We start from the raw sequence: 16,381 nt of genomic DNA on the forward strand, positions 1-16,381 counted from the left end.
CTCTGGGGATAAGCGGTGGACCGCTGCCCCCACATGATCTTGTCACAGAAAGGGTCCACATCGCAAGATAGGCCAAAAGTGGCCTGTGGGCGACTCATCGGCGTGTCGGCTGGGACACACCGCAAGGGAACGTGAAATTTCTGTGACGCAACGTCAGCGCCGGGAAGCCCCTGCTTTGACGGGCCGGGGTGCGGTCCCTCAGGCTCCGGCGCGGGCCGCACGCCAGGCGTGGGGGTCCTTCAGGAACGACTCGACCTCCGACAGGACGCCGGCGTGCTTCTCCGGCGCCTCGGCCAGAACCTCCCACCAGGTGCACAGGTGGTGCAGCGAGACGCCGTGGTCGCCCAGCGTTTTGATCGTCTCGGGGAAGATACCGTAGTAGAAGATCACCGCCGTATGCGCGCAGGTCGCGCCGGTGTCGCGGATCGCATCGACGAAGGACAGTTTCGAGCCGCCGTCGGTGGTCAGGTCCTCCACCAGAAGCACGCGCTGGCCCTCGGTCATCGCACCCTCGATCCGGGCGTTGCGGCCGTAGCCCTTCGGTTTCTTCCGCACGTAGGTCATCGGCAGAGCCATGCGCTCGGCCACCAGCGCGGCGAAGGGGATGCCCGCCGTTTCGCCGCCGGCGATGTTGTCGAAGGCCTCGAAGCCCGCGTTGCGCATGACCGTCACCGTCAGGAAGTCCATCAGGGTGGAGCGGATGCGCGGGAAGGAGATCAGCTTGCGGCAGTCGATGTAGACCGGGCTCAGCTGGCCGGAGGCGAGCTTGAACGGCTCATCCTGCATGAAGTTCACCGCCTCGATCTCCCACAGCATGCGCGCGGTCAGGCGGGCCATTTCTTCGGCGGAAGGGTAGGTCGAGGGGATCATGGGCGGCACTCCTTTGGGTCAGGCGTCGATTAGCGGGTTTTGATCAGGGGGGGAAGGGGCGCGCTTGTGCCTTGGTGCAAGGGGACCATTTCGCGCATGTGCAATGGGCAAAGGCGGTGTATCCTGCCGCAAGAGGAGACCGCCATGCGCCCCGCCCCGCGCCAGCCCTATTCCTACCGCGACGATCCGGAGGTTCCGGCCTTCGACGATGCCTGCATCCTCGTGGTCATGGACGGGGACTGCGCGCTCTGCTCCGCCACCGCGCGCCGGATCGCGCGGCTGGATCGTGAAGACGCGGTCCGCATCTGCACGGCGCAATCGCCGCTGGGCCGCGGATTGCTGGGACACTACGACCTGTCGCCGGACGATCCCGACAGTTGGCTGATGCTGCACGAGGGGCAGGCGCGCGGGTCGCTCGACGCCATCGTGGCGTTGTTCCCGCGGCTGCATCACGGGTTCCGGCCCCTTCGGGCGCTCGGGTTGCTGCCCTTGGGCGTGCAGGACTGGCTCTATGCCCGGATAGCGAGGAACCGGTATCACTTCGGCAAGACCGACCTCTGCGCCTTGCCCGATCCCGAACTGCGGCGGCGGCTGATCTCGTGACACCCTATGCCATGTTGCTGGGCGACCGGATGGCGGCGCTGCCGCCTGCCTGCCGGGCCTTGCACGCGGGCTTTGGCGCGTTCGAGGGGCGGATCGCCGTGACACCTGCCGATGCGGGGGCGTTACGGCTGCTGGCCCGGGCCGTGGGGCTGCCCCGTGCCGCGCGGGATGTCCCGTTCCGGCTGGTGACAGAAGCCGACGGGCAGGGGGCGCGCTGGACCCGGGAGATCGGGAAAACCCGCATGGTGTCGCGTCTTGACGCAACCAAAGACGGGCTGCTGGCGGAGCGGCTGGGGCTGATCCGGGTGGATACACGCCTTGTTCCGGAGGCTGGCGGCCTCAGGCTCGCGGCGGAGCAGGTGATGATGCTTGGCGTATCCTTGCCCCGCGCGCTTTGGCCCCGTGTGGCGGCCAGGGAATGGCAGGAAGCCGGACTTTACAGGTTTGACGTGTCGATAGCCCTGCCGCTGCTGGGGCGGCTCGTATCCTACTCCGGGCACCTGCACACGATGCCCGTGCGGAACGCCGATACCCAGGCTCAGCCGTCGCAGGACTTGTAGATCTTGTCGCTGGCCGTGCGGTCCTTCATCGGGTCGGGGACGTTCATCTCCCGCAGGAAGGCGCCGCCCATCTGGTAGGCCTCCGACTCCGACAGGGAAATGCAGGTCCAGGTCACGGCGCCGTGGTCGTGCTGTGCGTGGTGCACCAGCTCATGCAGAAGGATTTCGCGCCAGAGCGGGTTGTCGCGCGGATCGGTGAAGTTCTCCGCCCCGTCGATCTGGTCGGGCGAGAGGATGAAGATCGTGCCTTCCGGCCCCTCGTTCGCGATGTAGATGGCGTTCAGCCGGTCGTCGACGCCGTCTTCGGGGATGAGGTGCGCGCGGCCGTAGTAGTATTCGCGGGTCAGTTCCTTTGGGCCGAGTTCCACGACCGCCGGGGGTTCAAGGTCACTGGTCTGATAGGCACTGTTCTCGCCGATCCAGTCCAGAAGCAGGTCGATGAGAGCGTCCATGGGCGGTCTCCTTCTTTCTGTCCCTCGGTGCATTGACCGTTATGCCGACCAGCCTAGATGAATAAGGTTTGAGATTTCAACACCTCGGTCCCTTTGACGCGCTTAGCGGCTCTGGCAGGGGCTCCGCTGCCGCATTTTCCGCCATCCACCACGATCTCTCGCAAGCCTGCACAGGGGAACAGAACCATTTCGGTGCCGCGTTGCGCTTGCCAGATGGCCGGCCATGCAAGCGATTGGGCGTCAATGACAGTGCTTGTTCGCCGGGCACCGGCCTTTTCCGCGGCATGATACAGGCGGACGGCGCCCCATTTCCTCGATGCGCCAGCCCTCCGGACCGAACGAAAACGCCGCCCGAAGGCGGCGTTGAATGTCCCCACAGCGGCTTTCCGCTCAGTCGACGCGCCAGTGCAGCGGCATCATCGGATCGAAGACGGTAACGGGGCCGTCTGCCGTGTCGATCTTCTTCGGGTAGTCGAGGGGCGCGCCCTTGGTCAGGGTCACGGTCTCGTCGCTTACCGGCAGGCCGTAGAAACGCGGCCCGTTCTCTGAGGCGAAGGCCTGCAACTTGTCCAGCGCGTCCTCTTGTTCAAAGACCTCGGCCAGGATCGACAGGGTGTTCGTCGCGGTGAAGCACCCGGCGCAGCCGCAGGCATTTTCCTTCAGCGGATCGAGGTGCGGCGCGGAATCGGTGCCAAGGAAGAAGCTCGGATCCCCGGAGGTCGCGGCCTTGCGCAGCGCGATCCGGTGCTCCTCCCGCTTGGCGACGGGCAGGCAGTAGTAGTGCGGCTTGATCCCCCCGACGAGGATGGCATTGCGGTTGATGACGAGGTGATGCGTGGTGATCGTCGCCCCCAGGTTATCGCCGCCTTCGCGCGCGTAATCGGCGCCTTGCGCAGTGGTGATATGCTCCATGACGACGCGCAGGTCCGGGGTGGCGCGGCGGAGCGGGTCCAGCACCCGGTCGATGAACACAGCTTCCCGGTCGAATATGTCGACGTCGGCGTCCACCACCTCACCGTGCACACACAGCGGGCAACCGATCTCTGCCATGCGCTCCAGCACCGGGCGCACCTTGTCGAAGTCGCGCACGCCCGAAGCAGAGTTGGTCGTCGCACCCGCCGGGTAGAGCTTTACCGCGTGGATGATGCCGTCGGCATGGGCCTTCGCGAGGTCGTCCGGGTCTGTCGTCTCTGTCAGGTAGAGCGTCATGAGCGGTGTGAACCCGCTGCCGTCGGGAAGCGCGGCCAAGATCCGGTCGCGGTAGGCGGCGGCCTGGTCGCCGGTCACGACGGGCGGCACGAGGTTGGGCATGATGATCGCACGTCCGAAGTGGCGCGCGGTCTCGGGGGCCACGGCACGCAGCATTGCGCCGTCGCGCAGGTGCAGGTGCCAGTCATCCGGGCGGGGAAGCGTGATCTGGGTCATGGCAAATCCGCTAGCACGGGTCGCCGTTCTTCACCAGAGCGGCGTGGCGCGCTATTACGGGACGAGGCGATGAAGGGGGTAACGATGCTGTTCACGGTGATCCTTGGCGCCGCCGCAGGTTGGGGCGCGAGACATGTGGAGGCTCAGGTGACGGAGCGGCTGTACCGCTGGCTCGGATCGGAGCACATGCTGGCCGAGCAGGACCGCGGCGTGGCGGCATTGCTGGTCTGCCTGCTGGCCGCTGCGGCCGTCCTGTCCTTGCTGGGCGAGGGCGGACGGGTGTTCCTGTTCACCCTTGTCGCGGCGCTTGGCTATTTCCAGGAGGACCTGCGCGAGGCATATCTGCGACGCGGGTCCTGAGCCGTCACCTGCGCGCCTTCTGCGCCTCGAGCTGGGCGAGACGGCGGCGGAACCGCGGGGCGTTCATCCGGGCGGTCACGTGTCGGCACAGCATGAGGCTCAATTTGTCGCGCTGGCTGGCATCGGTCCGGGCCAGCAGCTTGCGCAGGTAGGGCGGGTGGTCGCGCCGGGCACGCATGTGTGCAGCAAACCGAGCGGCGTCGAGCGTGCCGTCGGCGACCTCGAGCAGCAGTTTCGGCAGGATGTCCATCAGGCGCAGATCGGTCTGCAGCGCCCCGCCGAAGAACGGCATACGGTAACGGTCGACGTTGCCGCGCTCGAACAGGGCGGAGTGCATGGCGTCGAGGCGTTCATAAGGGTCGTAGAGCACCCAGACCTTCTCGGCCGCGTCGATCATGTCCGGCGCAAAGCCGTAGCGCGAGGTGAAGTCCTCGCGGCGCATGTCGGTGAAACGGTCGTCCCATTCCGTCACGCGCGGGTCCAGCGTGGCCTGCGGTTGCAGCAGCAATGCCCGCGCGCCCGGGGCCGCGACCGAGTAAGCGGCGGCGGCATAACCGCAGGGGCCGGCACCGAAGAAGATCACCCGCTCGAATTCGTCGAAGAACCCGTCGTCCAGCAACTGGTCGAAAAAGCCGAAGACGCGCGGGTCGCGGAACCACGTGTCGCCATGGGAAAGGACGGAAAGCGACGACCAGCCGTGATCGCGCACCATGTCGAAGCCCATGGGCGTGCGGGTCTCCGACAGGGCCTCGATGCCCGACATGGTTTCGAACGACACGAGCAGGGTGTCGCCGTCCTCGATGAAGATACCGGCATGGCGCTTGCCCAAGGGCTCGGCAAAGCCGTGCTCCTCGCCCAGGCCCTTCAGGGCGGTCAGCCACTCTCCGCGGCCAAGCTCGCTGAAATCCGGAGTGAAACCGTTGTCTGCTGCCATGCCATGTCCTCTGCGGCCACATGTGAGGGCGGCCATTTCGGAAACAATGTCTGCCGGGTCGGGCAGATTTGTGGCTCTGTCGTGTTGAATTAAGGAAAAATGAGGCAGATGTGGCTGCGAGGGCCATCGCCAGATCGCTGGTCAGGTCTCTTCGGCCATGCGCGCCCTGGTGGCATGCCCGGCGAGGAACCGCGCCGCATCGAGGGGCAGCGCGCGCGCGGGCGGGGCCATGAGCAGGCGGGCGAAAAGGGCGCGGTTCGGCTCCTCCGCCAGAAGCGCGTCAAAGCGGGCGTGCCGCCATTCCACTGCCTGTTGATGCAGCGGCCCGAGAACAGGATCAGTCGCAAACTCCTGCCGCAGTTCGGACACGCCGGGCAGGGCCAGGATGCTCGTGTCCTCGACCTCGCACCAGTTCCGTTCCACCCAGTAGTCCATGCCGAGCGCGTGGTCGCTGTGCACGGCACGGCCCCGGTCCGCCTTCAGCACGTAGCTCTCCATTGCCCCCAGCGGGTAGTGGTTGAGCTGTGCCAGACCGTAGAGCGGCTGGCCGAAGGGCGAGAAGATGCGGCGGGTGCGGAACTGCTCGTCCAGTGCGCGGCCTTCTGCATCGAACCAGCGGGCGTCGGGCAGCCGGTCCTCCACGGGGTTGCGCGGCCTGTGAACCCCCAGCTTCCTGTAGGTGCCGTCGTTGCGGTAGAGCGTCTTGAACATGAAGGCCCGCCAGGGCCAGTGCATGATCTCCGGCGCTGCGCGGGTGAACTGCTGCGGGACCGGCGTATCGGTGAACCGCACCACGCCCGCATTGCCGAAGAGCCGCCAGGTCAGCGTGATCGCGGTCGCCTCCGGCAGGGCGGCGATCAGGGCGCGCAGGGTCCGGTCACCCGCGTGGACGTTCACGAACTCGTCGATGTCGATGGGCAGGAGCCAGTCGGCGCGGCGCACCTCCCTGGCCTTGTCCGCCATCTTCAGCCCGGTGAACTGGATGCCGCCGTTGTCGTATGGGCCGTCGTTGCGGATGTGCGTGACGTGGCCCATCTCGGCCAGCCGGTCGAGCATCGCGTCCGTGCCGTCGTCGCAATCGTTGCTCAGCGCCACGACATGCGTGATCCCGCAGGCGAGGTGATGCGCCATCCAGTCGAGCAGGAAGGCCGCTTCGTTGCGGACGCAGAGGACGGCGGTGATGCGCATGCTGCTCCGGGAGTTCGCGTGAAGAATTTCCCGAAGAAAATTCCTTGAAGCGGAGGACTTTTCTACGAAAAGTCCTCCGCCCCGCGTTTACCAGTCCTTGCGGAAGGTGACGACCTTGGAGTCGCTGGCCTTGGGGAAGTACGTCAGCCCGGCCTTGCTCATGGCGTCGAACACCGCTTGCACGCCGCTCTGGCCGATCCACTGCGGGTGCAGTTCGATGATCGCCACGCGCAGCGACGACCAGTCGGCGGCGGGCAGGAGCTCTGCCTCCGCGCCTTCGATGTCGCAGACGAGCACGGTCGGTTTCAGGTCCTCGATCACCGGGGCGATGGCCTGCTTCTCGACCTTTTCCTCGCGCAGGATGGCATCGGCGTCGATGGCACCATCCATGGAGGACGCGAGGAAGTTCTTGCGGATGTAGAACGGCACGGGGTCGCCCTTCTCCGGTGCGAGCAGGGCATTGCGCACCTCGACGTTGGTCACGTCGTTGGCGGCATGCACCGACTTGATGTAGTCGATGAGGCCCGGGTTGGCCTCGTAGGTGACGACCTTGGCCACCTTCTTCTTCACCGCCAGCAGCGTGGACATGTAGCCCATGCCGCCGCCCAGTTCGAGAACGGTGTCGCCTTCGCGCACGACGCGCATGACCGCGTCGCATTCCTTGCGCTCGTAGGTCCCCTCCTTCAGCGAGGCCCGCACCCGGCCCGTGGTGAGTTCGGGATGCTTGGGGATCTTCAGCCCGCGCGAGCGCAGGAAGGCGTTTCTTTCGATGACGTTGCTGCCATCCATGTCAGTTCTCCAGATCAAGGGCGAGCGCATAGGCCACCCGTTCGGTTTCCGTGAGCTTCAGCGTGAGCGCCTGCTGGTACAGGTCTTCGAACTCGGGCATCCCATGCAGCTCATCGGCCTTGGCACGGTGCCATTCGAAGGCCTTCTCGTGCCATTGCTTCAGGACCGGATCGTCAAGGAGCCGGTCGTATTCTTCGCGCAGACGGGGAACGTTGCGCTTGATCGTCACGTCGCGGTGCACCGACCAGTCCATCCGGATCCAGTAGTTGATCCCGATGTTGCGGTCGACGTGCAGGGCGCGGCCGCGCTGGCGCTTGATCAGATAGCTTTCCGCCGAGCGCAGCGCATAGTGGTTGAGCTGGATCAGGTCGTAGCCGATCGACTTCTTCGACGACCGCCAGCCGTTCCGGATCGCCTCTGAGGTCATGTCGCGGCCCGAGCCGTTGACCCATTTCACCTTGTCCTCGAAGCCGTCGGCCAGCTTGTTGGGCCGGTGGCACGAGATCTTCTCGTAGGCGCCGATGTTCCGGAACATCGTCTTGAAGCCCCAGACGGTGTGCGGCTTGGGGCAGAACTTCGGGGCGCAGGTGTCGAACTGTTCGATGACGAAGCGGTCCTCGAGGTTCAGCACGTCGTTGTGCCCGAAAAGCCGCCAAGTCATCGCCACGTTGGTCGCGTCCGGTGCCGCGGCAAAGAAGTCGTCGAGCGTGCCGTTGCCCGTCCGGATGTTGACGAACTCGTCCACGTCGATGTGCGCGATCCAGTCCGCATTGCGGATCACCGGCTCTTCCAGCGCATTGTCGAGAGCGAACTGCTGCGGCGAGTTGCCGGTCCAGTTGTCGTTGTTGCGGTGCTGGAGGACGCCCATCTCCTGCAGGCGGTCGAGTATCTCGGACGTGCCATCCTCGCAGCCGTTGGTGTAGATCAGGAAATTGTCGAAACCGATGGCGCGGTGGTAGGCGACCCATTCGAGGATGTAGGGCCCCTCGTTCTTCATGCAGCCGACGATCACCCGGCCGGTGCTTCCCTTCGGCAGGACGCGCGGCGGGGCGGGGTTGTAGGCGGCGGCCAGCTCTTCCTCGTTGACGCGGCCCAGCTTGTTGTGCGGCGCGAAAGGCGATGTCTGCAGCTTGACGAAGTTCTGCTTGGCGAGGTCCGGCATCACCTTGCGCGCGGCTGGCGACAGGATGCGGTCGACGTCGTCCGGCGCGGTCGGGCGCGCCTCGGCCGCAGCCTCGCGCAGGGCTGCGGAGACACCCGCGAGTGCCGGCGTGCGTGGCGCGGCAGCCGGAGCGCTGACCGGCGCCGGTGTCCGGGCGGCGAGGCGGGCGAGGTCGGCGGCCTTGTTCGCCAGCTCTTCCTTCGTCGCCTGGTTGATGCGCCAGCGGAAGGCCATCAGGTACTGCGTCGCACGGAAGCCATTCGTCGGATCGGCCTCCTGCCACGGCGCCACGGCTGCGTCCGGTGCCATATGCGCCGCATCCAGCCCGTCGTGTTTCGCGCAGAGCGCGGCGATGTCCTTGGCAAACCGTTCCGATAGTGACGCGAGGCTGCCCGCCTCGATCGGGGCGCCGTGTACCTTGATCTCGCCCAGGAACTTCCGCCACAACTGACGGGGCAGGATGACCTCCTTTTTCGCCAAGAGGCGCAGCACCGCGTCGTTGAACAGCCGGCAGCGTGTCAGCCATGCGGCGGCGGGCAGGGCAGGCCGGTCCCAGACTTCCACCTTGCCGATGGTGTCCGCGATGCCGAAGGCGGCGCGCACCTCCTCCGGGGCGTTCTCCGACTCGAGCAGTGCGAAATCGATGCTGCGGAACATCATCGAACCGGGGCCGAAGACCGCCTCCCACTCGTCCTGCATCCGCCTGAAGTCGAGCCAGAAGTTGGCGCCCTGGATTTCCGGGAACTGTCCGGCCCGCGGGTCAGGGTCGGGCCGGCTGGCGATTGCGGCCTCCCAGAAAGAGGGGGCCGCGGCGCTGTCCAGCTCCATCGCAAGGCTGCCGCTGCGGCCTTCCAGAAGCTGCCCGGGATAGCGCCACACGAGCATCCGTGCCGGATCGTCGATGTGGGCCACGATCCGGATATCTTCGGAGATCGGGGTCAGGAGCGCCTTCAGCCGTTCCAGTTCCGAACGGGTCGACAGGGAGGTGCCAAGCTGGTGGGCCGACAGGATCAGCGTGTCGACGGGGAAGCGCCGTGCCTCCTCCGCCAGACATTGGGCCACATCGTCGTGCAGGACGCGCTGCTTCTCGGGCGCGATGTAGCCGCGGTTGAAGCGCAGGGAGTCCACGTGCTCCGGATCGGAGACGGCCATGAACAGGCGGGTGTGGTTCCTCGCCCCGGGCGAGCGCGCGTAAAGCACGCCCTTGCCCAGAAGCTGATCGCGCTTGCCGTCGAGGATGCGCTGCAGCCGGTCGGCAACCTGCCCGTCGGGGCCGATATGGACGTAGATGCGCATCAGGCCGCGCCCTCCACACCATCGTCGTCGCGTTCGGGGTTCACGTTCAGCCGTCCCCACCAGGGCAGGTCCACACCGATATGGGCAGACAGCCGTGCGCGCGCGTCATCGGCCCCCATCGGCAGTTCCAGGAACCGCGGGTCGTCGCCGAAGAGGTCGCGCAACATGTCGTAATGCGCCTCGATCCAGCGGATGCGCTCCCTGTCGGACCCGCCATAGCCCATCGGCAGGCCCGGCACCGGACCGGCGGGCAGGCGATCCGTGCCCATGTTGTTCCAGCGGCGCATGGAGTCCGACACTTCCTCTGCCGGGCGCCACGTCGCCACGTAGAGCATCATCGGCCGCGCCATGCGCATCGCCTTGATCATCGCGTAGTCGCATTGCGGCCAGAGGCAGGTGTCGCCGTTCAGGGCGCTGACCTCTGTCAGGGCGTCGTAGATCGGGTCGAGGTGGACGAAGGGATCGCCGGTCTCGAAATAGCCGTTGTAGAGCTGGCGGCCGATGAAGGTTCCGCCAAGGCCCACCTGACGGGTGTGGATGCGGCGCACCTTGTGATCGGCCACCGTCCAGCCGCCCTTGTCGAGCGCATGGGCCAGCGTGGTGGTGCCGGTCTTGGGCAGGCCGAGGTTGACCAGCTTGACGCTCATGTCGCCATCTCCGGCACCACGGCGGGGGCGAGGCCCAGTTCCACCATCAGTTCGTATTCGCCGGGCGGGTAGGGCGGCAGGTCGCGCAGATGGGCGTGCATCTCGGCATAGGCGGGCAGGGCCATCAACTCGTCGCGCTTCTCACGGTGAAGCCGCACGCAGTCGTCGTGCAGGCGTCCGATGACCGGGTCGGCCTTCAGTTCGGCCAGCGCCTTTTCGAGGGCGGGCAGGTGGCGGAGGATGGAGGTGTCCTCATGCGCGCGGTCGTTGCGTTCGCGCCAGTAGGTGTCGTCGAAGACGCGGCCCTCGCGGTTCACGTCGCCGCGGTCGTTCTTCACCAGGTAGCTGTCGAGCGAGCGCAGCGCGTAATGGTTCAGCGTGGCGTATTCCCGCGCGCCGGTAGAGGGAAACTTGCGGATGCGCCGCGGGTTGGCGGCGACGAGGAACTTGTGCGGCACGCCACGTCCCGAACCGTCTGTCCACGACGGGCGCTTCTTCTCCCCCTTGTTGTCCTTGAAGAAGGGGCGGTGCGCGCCGAAGTACTGTAGCGGGAAATCCTTCCGAACCAGGGATTTCACCTCGATTGCCGTCTCGCCGCACCAGAGGTCGGGATTGTGCGAACGGGTGAACTGCTCGATCACGGGCCGGTCCTCGAACGTCTCCACGCCGTCGTTTGCAAAGAACTGGAAGGTGACGGAGATGGTCTGGGGATTGCCACAGGCCGCGATCAGCGCGGGGATGGTGTGGTCGCCGACGTGCACGTTCAGGAACTCGTCGACATCCGCGATCCAGACCCAGTCAGCTTCGCGCACGACGGGCTGATGTGCCGCGTCCTTCAGCGCCTCCATCTGGTAGTTGCGCCCCTCGGCGGGGTTCGGCAGGTGCACCACGCCCTGTCCGGCCAGCGCATCCAGCAGCGCGTCCGTGCCGTCGGTGCAGTCGTTCGAGTAGAACAGGAAATCGGTAACGCCCAGCAGACGGTTGAAGGCGATCCATTCCAAGAGGAACGGGCCTTCGTTCTTCACGCATGTTACGGCGGTTATGCGCATACGCGCCCCGCGTCTGTGTCAGGCATGGCTGCTCGTCCGCCTCGTGTCCGGTGTTTCCCGGCTCTGTTGCAGGAAATCATGTCACCACCATGGCTTTCAGTCAACGGTTGCTTGATCGGGCTACCAATCGCGGGCGGGCCGGACTGCGACCTTGGCGCTATTGACCCAGAGCCCGGGGCTTGGGACACCTCTGGCCAAGGAGAGCCATATGACCATTCCCAATTCCATCGACGAGGTGCAGACGACGCTGGCCTCTACAGGGTACGTCTGCGGGCGCGCGCTGGCGACCGTCGTGTTCCTGTCGCTGAAACTCGGCCGCCCGCTGTTCCTCGAAGGGGAGGCGGGCGTTGGCAAGACCGAGATCGCCAAGGCGCTGGCCAAGAGCTTGAACCGCCGGCTGATCCGACTGCAATGTTACGAGGGGCTCGATGCGTCCTCTGCCGTCTACGAGTGGAACTTCCCGGCGCAGATGATCGCCATCCGCACCGCCGAAGCCGCGGGCGGTTCCGACCGCAACGCCCTGCAGACCGAGCTCTTCGGGCCGGAGTACCTGATCGAACGGCCGCTCTTGCAAGCGATGCGCCCCGACGAGAACGGCGCGCCCATCCTGCTGATCGACGAGCTCGACCGCACCGATGAACCGTTCGAGGCCTTCCTGCTTGAGGCGCTGTCGGATTTCCAGGTGACCATCCCCGAGATCGGCACCATCAAGGCGCCGGAGCCGCCCATCGTCATCCTGACCTCCAACCGCACGCGCGAGGTGCACGACGCGCTGAAGCGCCGCTGCCTCTACCACTGGGTCGACTATCCGAAGTTCGACCGCGAGGTGGAGATCCTCAACGCCCGCGCGCCGGAGGTGTCGGAAACCCTCTCGCGCGAGATCGTGGCCTTCGTGCAGTCGCTCAGGACCGAGGACATCTTCAAGAAACCCGGCGTCGCCGAGACCATCGACTGGGCCAAGTGCCTGCTTGCGCTCGACGTGGTCGACATGAGCCCGGAGGTCATCTCCGACACGCTGGGGGCGATCCTGAAGTACCAGGACGACATCCAGAAGATCGAGGGCGGCGAGGCCAAGCGCATCCTCGACGAGGCGAAGAAGACCCTCGAAGAGGCCTGACCGCCCCTGAACGCGGCCCCTGTGATTGGGCCGGCACAATATCGGGGGCGGCAACTGCGCCCCCGGACCCGCCACGGCAGGAAGGCCAGACATGCCGGAGTACCTCCCGCTCACGATACCGGAAAACCCGAAGCTCGCGCAGAACATCATCCATTTCGCGCGGGCCCTGCGGCGGGCCGGTCTGCCGGTGGGGCCGGGCCGTGTGATCGACGCCATCCGCGCCGTCGAGGCCGCGGGCTTTACCGAGCGGATGGATTTCTACTGGACGCTGCACGCCTGTTTCGTGAATCGGCCTGAGCATCGCGTGGTCTTTGCCCAGATCTTCCGGCTCTACTGGCGCGACCCGCGGTTCCTCGAACACATGATGTCGATGATGCTGCCCGCGATCCGCGGCGTGCAGGAGGAAAAGGCCGCCCAGTCCGCCGAGAAGCGCGCGGCGCAAGCGCTGCTGGGCGACCACATGCCCGAGGTGCCGCAGCCCGAGGACGAGGAAGAGGGCGGCACGCAAGTGGAGGTCGACGCCTCCTTCACCATGTCCGCCGAGGAAAAGCTGCGCACGCTCGACTTCGAACAGATGTCGACCGAAGAGATCGCGCAGGCCAAGCGGATGCTGTCGCGGCTGACGCTTCCGGTCAAACCCATCGCCTCGCGGCGGTCACAGGCGGCGGCACACGGTCGGCGGACGGACTATCGCCGCACCATACGCGATGCCCTGCGCAAGGGCGGGGAAATCCGCGCGATCGCCCACGCCAAGCCGCGGCTCAGGTGGCCGAACCTCGTGGTGCTCTGCGACATCTCCGGTTCCATGAGCCAGTACAGCCGGATGGTCCTGCATTTCCTGCACGCGGTGGCGAACGAGAAGGGGCAGGGCTGGGCCAAGGTCCACGCCTTCACCTTCGGCACGCGGCTGACCAATATCTCGCGCCACTTAGCCACGCGGGACGTCGATGCCGCGCTGAAGGCCGCGGGGGCGGAAGCGCAGGACTGGGAAGGCGGCACCCGCATCGGCGCATGCCTGCACCAGTTCAACCGCGACTGGTCGCGCCGCGTGATGGGGCAGGGCGCCGTGGTCCTTCTGATCACCGACGGGCTGGACCGCGACGACGCGGGCGCACTGGAGAAGGAGATGGAGCGTCTTCACCTCTCTGCCCGGCGTCTGATCTGGCTTAATCCGCTGTTGCGCTGGGACGGCTTCGCGCCGAAGGCCACGGGTATCCGTGCGATGCTCCCGCATGTCGACAGCTTCCGGGCGGGTCACTCCATCGCGTCGCTGGAGCAACTGGCCGAGGCGATCTCCCGTCCCGACGATCTGGGCGAGAAGGCCCGGCTGATGCAGATGCTGTAAGGCCCGGCCAAGCGTTGCGCCGGGTGTGCCGGGGAAGGGTGTTCGCCGTTCCACATGTATCCGATCCGCGCAAACCGCGTCTGATCCAGCTTCGCCGACCCACCACGTCTGGACCGGCTCTGGCAGCGGTTGGGACCTCGGAACCCCCCTCTGCTCCTTGGAAAACAGGCGATCAAAGCGCGGCCTGAGGCGGCCCCGACCACACGGCATGTTTCGAATGTGTCCGCGCAGGGCCTCAATACGCGGCAACCTGCTCAAGGATTGACGCATAGTTATGCGAAATCATGCAACCGAACGCGGCCCGGGGCGTTTGCAGGGCAAGCCTCCCAGAGAGGCGTCGAGAGAGGAGAATACAATGAAAACCCGCAATCTCGTGACGTCGTCGGTCGCCGCGCTGTCCATCGCGCTTGGTGCACCGATGTCCGCACAGGAAGCATCGCAACTCCCCCCCGGGCAGATGCAGAAACTGATGGGCGCACTTCAGGCAATGTGCGCTGCCGAAGGTGAAACCCCGCCGTCGCTCGACTGCAACCTCGTGGTGGAGGCCTCCCAGGACGCGTCGCGCGAAGCGGCTGTTGTCGATATGGCCGAAGACCTCGCCGCCAACGGCGTGGATGTTCCCGGCGTGGACCTGAACCAGCTTCTGGCCACCGGCGCGCCTGCCGCCGCTGCCGATGTTGCCGCAGCCCCCGATGTCGCAGCAGAGCCGAACGTGGCCGCCGGTGCGGAAGCGACAGCTTCGGCGGAAGCGGACGCGCAGGCCCCGGTCGATCAGCCGGCAGAAGCGCAGGCGCAGGTCGAAGGTACTGCTGAAGGCGAAGTCCAGGCGGACGATCTGGCTGCGGCCCTGCAGGAAGAGGCCGACGCCGAAGCCAATGCCGCGGCCGAAGCTGTGCCGCAGGCCGAGGCCGAAGCACAGGCCGAAGCTGAGCAGGCCGCGCCGGTAGAGGCAGCGCCCGAAGCGGAAGCACAGGCTGAAGCCGAGCAGACTGCGCCCGTGGAGGCAGCGCCCCAAGCCGAAGCACAGGTCGAAGCTGAGCAGGCCGCGCCCGTGGAGGCAGCGCCCGAAGCCGAAGCACAGGCCGAAGCTGAGCAGGCCGCGCCGGTAGAGGCAGCACCCGAGGCCGAAGCACAGGCCGAGGCGGAAGCCACTGGCGAAGTGCAGGCAGACGATCTGGCCGCAGCGCTTGAGGAAGAAGCCCAGCAGGCCGAAGACAACGCCGCCGCTGCGGTCGAGCAGGCCGAAGGCGCCGCCGAAGAGGCTGTTCAGGACGCGCAGGACGGTGTGGCAGAAGCCCAGACCGAAGCCGAGCAGGCCCTGGAGCAGCAGGCCGAAGCCACCGTGGGCGAAGAGAACATGCCGACGGAAGCCGACGCCCAAGCACAGGCCGATGCCGTTGCCGAGGCTGACCAGAGCGCATCCGCCGCTGCCGCAGCCTCTGCCGAGGGCGGTGCCGAAGAGCCGGAAGCGGTTCAGGAGACCGTGACCGAGGAAAACACCCGCCAGTCCAGCGAAGACTTCCAGACGACCGTGAACCAGTCGCAGGCCGAAGCGGAGCGTTACAAGCAGGAAGCGCGTGATGCCGGTGAGGACGCCGAGCGCGCCCGTACCGTCGCAGGTGCCGCCCTGCTGGGTCTTGGTGCCGTGGCTCTGAACAACATCCTCGACAACAACGACAACGTGGTTTCGAACTCCGGCGACCGCGTGGTGGTCGAGAACAACGGCCGCTTCCGCGTGCTGCGCAACGACGACGTCCTGCTGCGCCGCCCGGGTGCGGAAGTCACGACCTACCAGTACAACGACGGCTCCACCCGCAACGTGGTGGCCTATGACGACGGCACCTCGGTCGAGACGGTGCGTGCCGCCGATGGCCGTGTGCTGCGCCGTACGCGCATCCTGACCGACGGGTCCCGCGTCGTCCTTTTTGACGACACACAGCAGTCGCAGGAAGTCGTCGTGGGTGACCTGCCGCAGGTCAGCTCGCGCAGCAACGAAGAGCGGACGATCTACCGCGAAGGCACCGATGCCGCCACGCTGGAGCAGGCGCTGGCTTCTCAGGTCGCCCCGCAGCTCGGCCGGACGTTTTCGCTGAACCAGGTCCGCAACATCGACCGCGTGCGTCAGCTCGTGCCGGAAGTGAGCGTGGACACCATCAACTTCGAGACCAACAGCGCAGCCATCCGTCCGGATGAGGCGCAGGAACTCGCGGCTCTGGGCAACGCGCTGAAGTCGTTCATCGACAAGAACCCGAGCGAGGTCTTCCTGATCGAAGGTCACACTGACGCCGTGGGCAACTACGCCTACAACCTCGCCCTTTCGGACCGTCGTGCAGAGTCGGTGGCACTTGCCCTGACCGAGTACTTCAACGTGCCGCCGGAGAACATGGTGCTGCAGGGCTACGGCGAAAGCGATCTGCTTGTGCCGACGACCGATGCCGAGCGTGCCAACCGCCGCGCTGCCGTGCGCCGGATCACGCCGCTCCTGCAGAACGGCAGCTGATCCTCTCTCTCTCCAAACGACTAGAACGGGCCCTTGCGGGGCCCGTTTTTTATTGGTGGAAAGGGTCTGCTGAGGGATGTGCCG

Annotated in this window: 15 protein-coding genes; 6 read left to right on the forward strand and 9 right to left on the reverse strand. The window is 66.3% G+C overall.

What is annotated here, in order from left to right; translation table 11 throughout:
• Positions 1–198 precede the first annotated feature (198 nt).
• Positions 199–870: an orotate phosphoribosyltransferase gene (locus QNI11_RS08255; protein ID WP_283983044.1), complete on the reverse strand. Its 672-nt coding sequence runs from the start codon at positions 868–870 to the stop codon at positions 199–201.
• 144 nt (positions 871–1,014) lie between these two features.
• Between QNI11_RS08255 and QNI11_RS08260 the strand changes: the two genes are divergently transcribed.
• Positions 1,015–1,473: a thiol-disulfide oxidoreductase DCC family protein gene (locus QNI11_RS08260; protein WP_283983045.1), complete on the forward strand. Its 459-nt coding sequence runs from the start codon at positions 1,015–1,017 to the stop codon at positions 1,471–1,473.
• On the forward strand, positions 1,470–2,033 hold the full coding sequence (locus QNI11_RS08265) for a DUF4166 domain-containing protein (protein WP_283983046.1): 564 nt from the start codon (positions 1,470–1,472) through the stop codon (positions 2,031–2,033). Before QNI11_RS08260 ends, QNI11_RS08265 begins: the two co-directional genes overlap by 4 nt.
• Here QNI11_RS08265 and QNI11_RS08270 read toward each other — a convergent pair.
• Positions 2,012–2,485, reverse strand: coding sequence for a hypothetical protein (locus tag QNI11_RS08270; RefSeq protein ID WP_283983047.1), 474 nt, complete (start codon positions 2,483–2,485; stop codon positions 2,012–2,014). The genes QNI11_RS08265 and QNI11_RS08270 overlap by 22 nt on opposite strands.
• Before the next feature lie 390 nt (positions 2,486–2,875).
• Entirely contained in the window at positions 2,876–3,910 is a 1,035-nt protein-coding gene (gene pyrC / locus QNI11_RS08275) for a dihydroorotase (RefSeq protein WP_283983049.1), read from the reverse strand.
• Positions 3,911–3,979: 69 nt separating this feature from the next.
• Here pyrC and QNI11_RS08280 point away from each other — a divergent pair, with 69 nt between their 5' ends.
• The gene (locus QNI11_RS08280) at positions 3,980–4,270 is read left to right on the forward strand and encodes a hypothetical protein (RefSeq protein ID WP_100926991.1); all 291 of its coding nucleotides are present in this window, start codon (positions 3,980–3,982) and stop codon (positions 4,268–4,270) included.
• Between the two features lie 4 nt (positions 4,271–4,274).
• Here the strand turns inward: QNI11_RS08280 and QNI11_RS08285 are convergent, their stop codons facing one another.
• From QNI11_RS08285 to QNI11_RS08310, 6 genes are all read right to left on the reverse strand, one after another.
• The gene (locus QNI11_RS08285) at positions 4,275–5,204 is read right to left on the reverse strand and encodes a phosphoadenosine phosphosulfate reductase (protein WP_283983051.1); all 930 of its coding nucleotides are present in this window, start codon (positions 5,202–5,204) and stop codon (positions 4,275–4,277) included.
• A gap of 141 nt (positions 5,205–5,345) precedes the next feature.
• On the reverse strand, positions 5,346–6,392 hold the full coding sequence (locus QNI11_RS08290) for a glycosyltransferase family 2 protein (protein ID WP_283983052.1): 1,047 nt from the start codon (positions 6,390–6,392) through the stop codon (positions 5,346–5,348).
• 87 nt (positions 6,393–6,479) lie between these two features.
• Positions 6,480–7,181: an FkbM family methyltransferase gene (locus QNI11_RS08295; protein ID WP_283983053.1), complete on the reverse strand. Its 702-nt coding sequence runs from the start codon at positions 7,179–7,181 to the stop codon at positions 6,480–6,482.
• 1 nt (position 7,182) lies between these two features.
• Positions 7,183–9,639 (reverse strand): glycosyltransferase family 2 protein, encoded by a 2,457-nt coding sequence (locus tag QNI11_RS08300; RefSeq protein ID WP_283983054.1) that lies wholly within the window; start codon positions 9,637–9,639, stop codon positions 7,183–7,185.
• The gene (locus QNI11_RS08305; RefSeq protein ID WP_283983055.1) at positions 9,639–10,286 is read right to left on the reverse strand and encodes a hypothetical protein; all 648 of its coding nucleotides are present in this window, start codon (positions 10,284–10,286) and stop codon (positions 9,639–9,641) included. Before QNI11_RS08305 ends, QNI11_RS08300 begins: the two co-directional genes overlap by 1 nt.
• On the reverse strand, positions 10,283–11,335 hold the full coding sequence (locus QNI11_RS08310) for a glycosyltransferase family 2 protein (RefSeq protein WP_283983056.1): 1,053 nt from the start codon (positions 11,333–11,335) through the stop codon (positions 10,283–10,285). The genes QNI11_RS08305 and QNI11_RS08310 overlap by 4 nt, the downstream gene beginning before the upstream one ends.
• 208 nt (positions 11,336–11,543) lie before the next feature.
• Between QNI11_RS08310 and QNI11_RS08315 the strand changes: the two genes are divergently transcribed.
• From QNI11_RS08315 to QNI11_RS08325, 3 genes are all read left to right on the forward strand, one after another.
• Positions 11,544–12,452: a MoxR family ATPase gene (locus tag QNI11_RS08315; RefSeq protein WP_283983057.1), complete on the forward strand. Its 909-nt coding sequence runs from the start codon at positions 11,544–11,546 to the stop codon at positions 12,450–12,452.
• Between the two features lie 91 nt (positions 12,453–12,543).
• A complete protein-coding gene (locus QNI11_RS08320) occupies positions 12,544–13,797 on the forward strand; it encodes a VWA domain-containing protein (protein WP_100926983.1) in 1,254 nt (417 codons plus the stop codon).
• A 355-nt stretch (positions 13,798–14,152) separates the two neighbouring features.
• Complete coding sequence (locus QNI11_RS08325; RefSeq protein ID WP_283983058.1) at positions 14,153–16,297, forward strand: OmpA family protein; 2,145 nt, start codon at positions 14,153–14,155, stop codon at positions 16,295–16,297.
• Positions 16,298–16,381: the final 84 nt, after the last annotated feature.

Origin of the sequence: Sagittula sp. MA-2, assembly GCF_030126985.1 — a bacterium.
In the GTDB taxonomy this organism is placed as follows: Bacteria; Pseudomonadota; Alphaproteobacteria; order Rhodobacterales; family Rhodobacteraceae; genus Sagittula.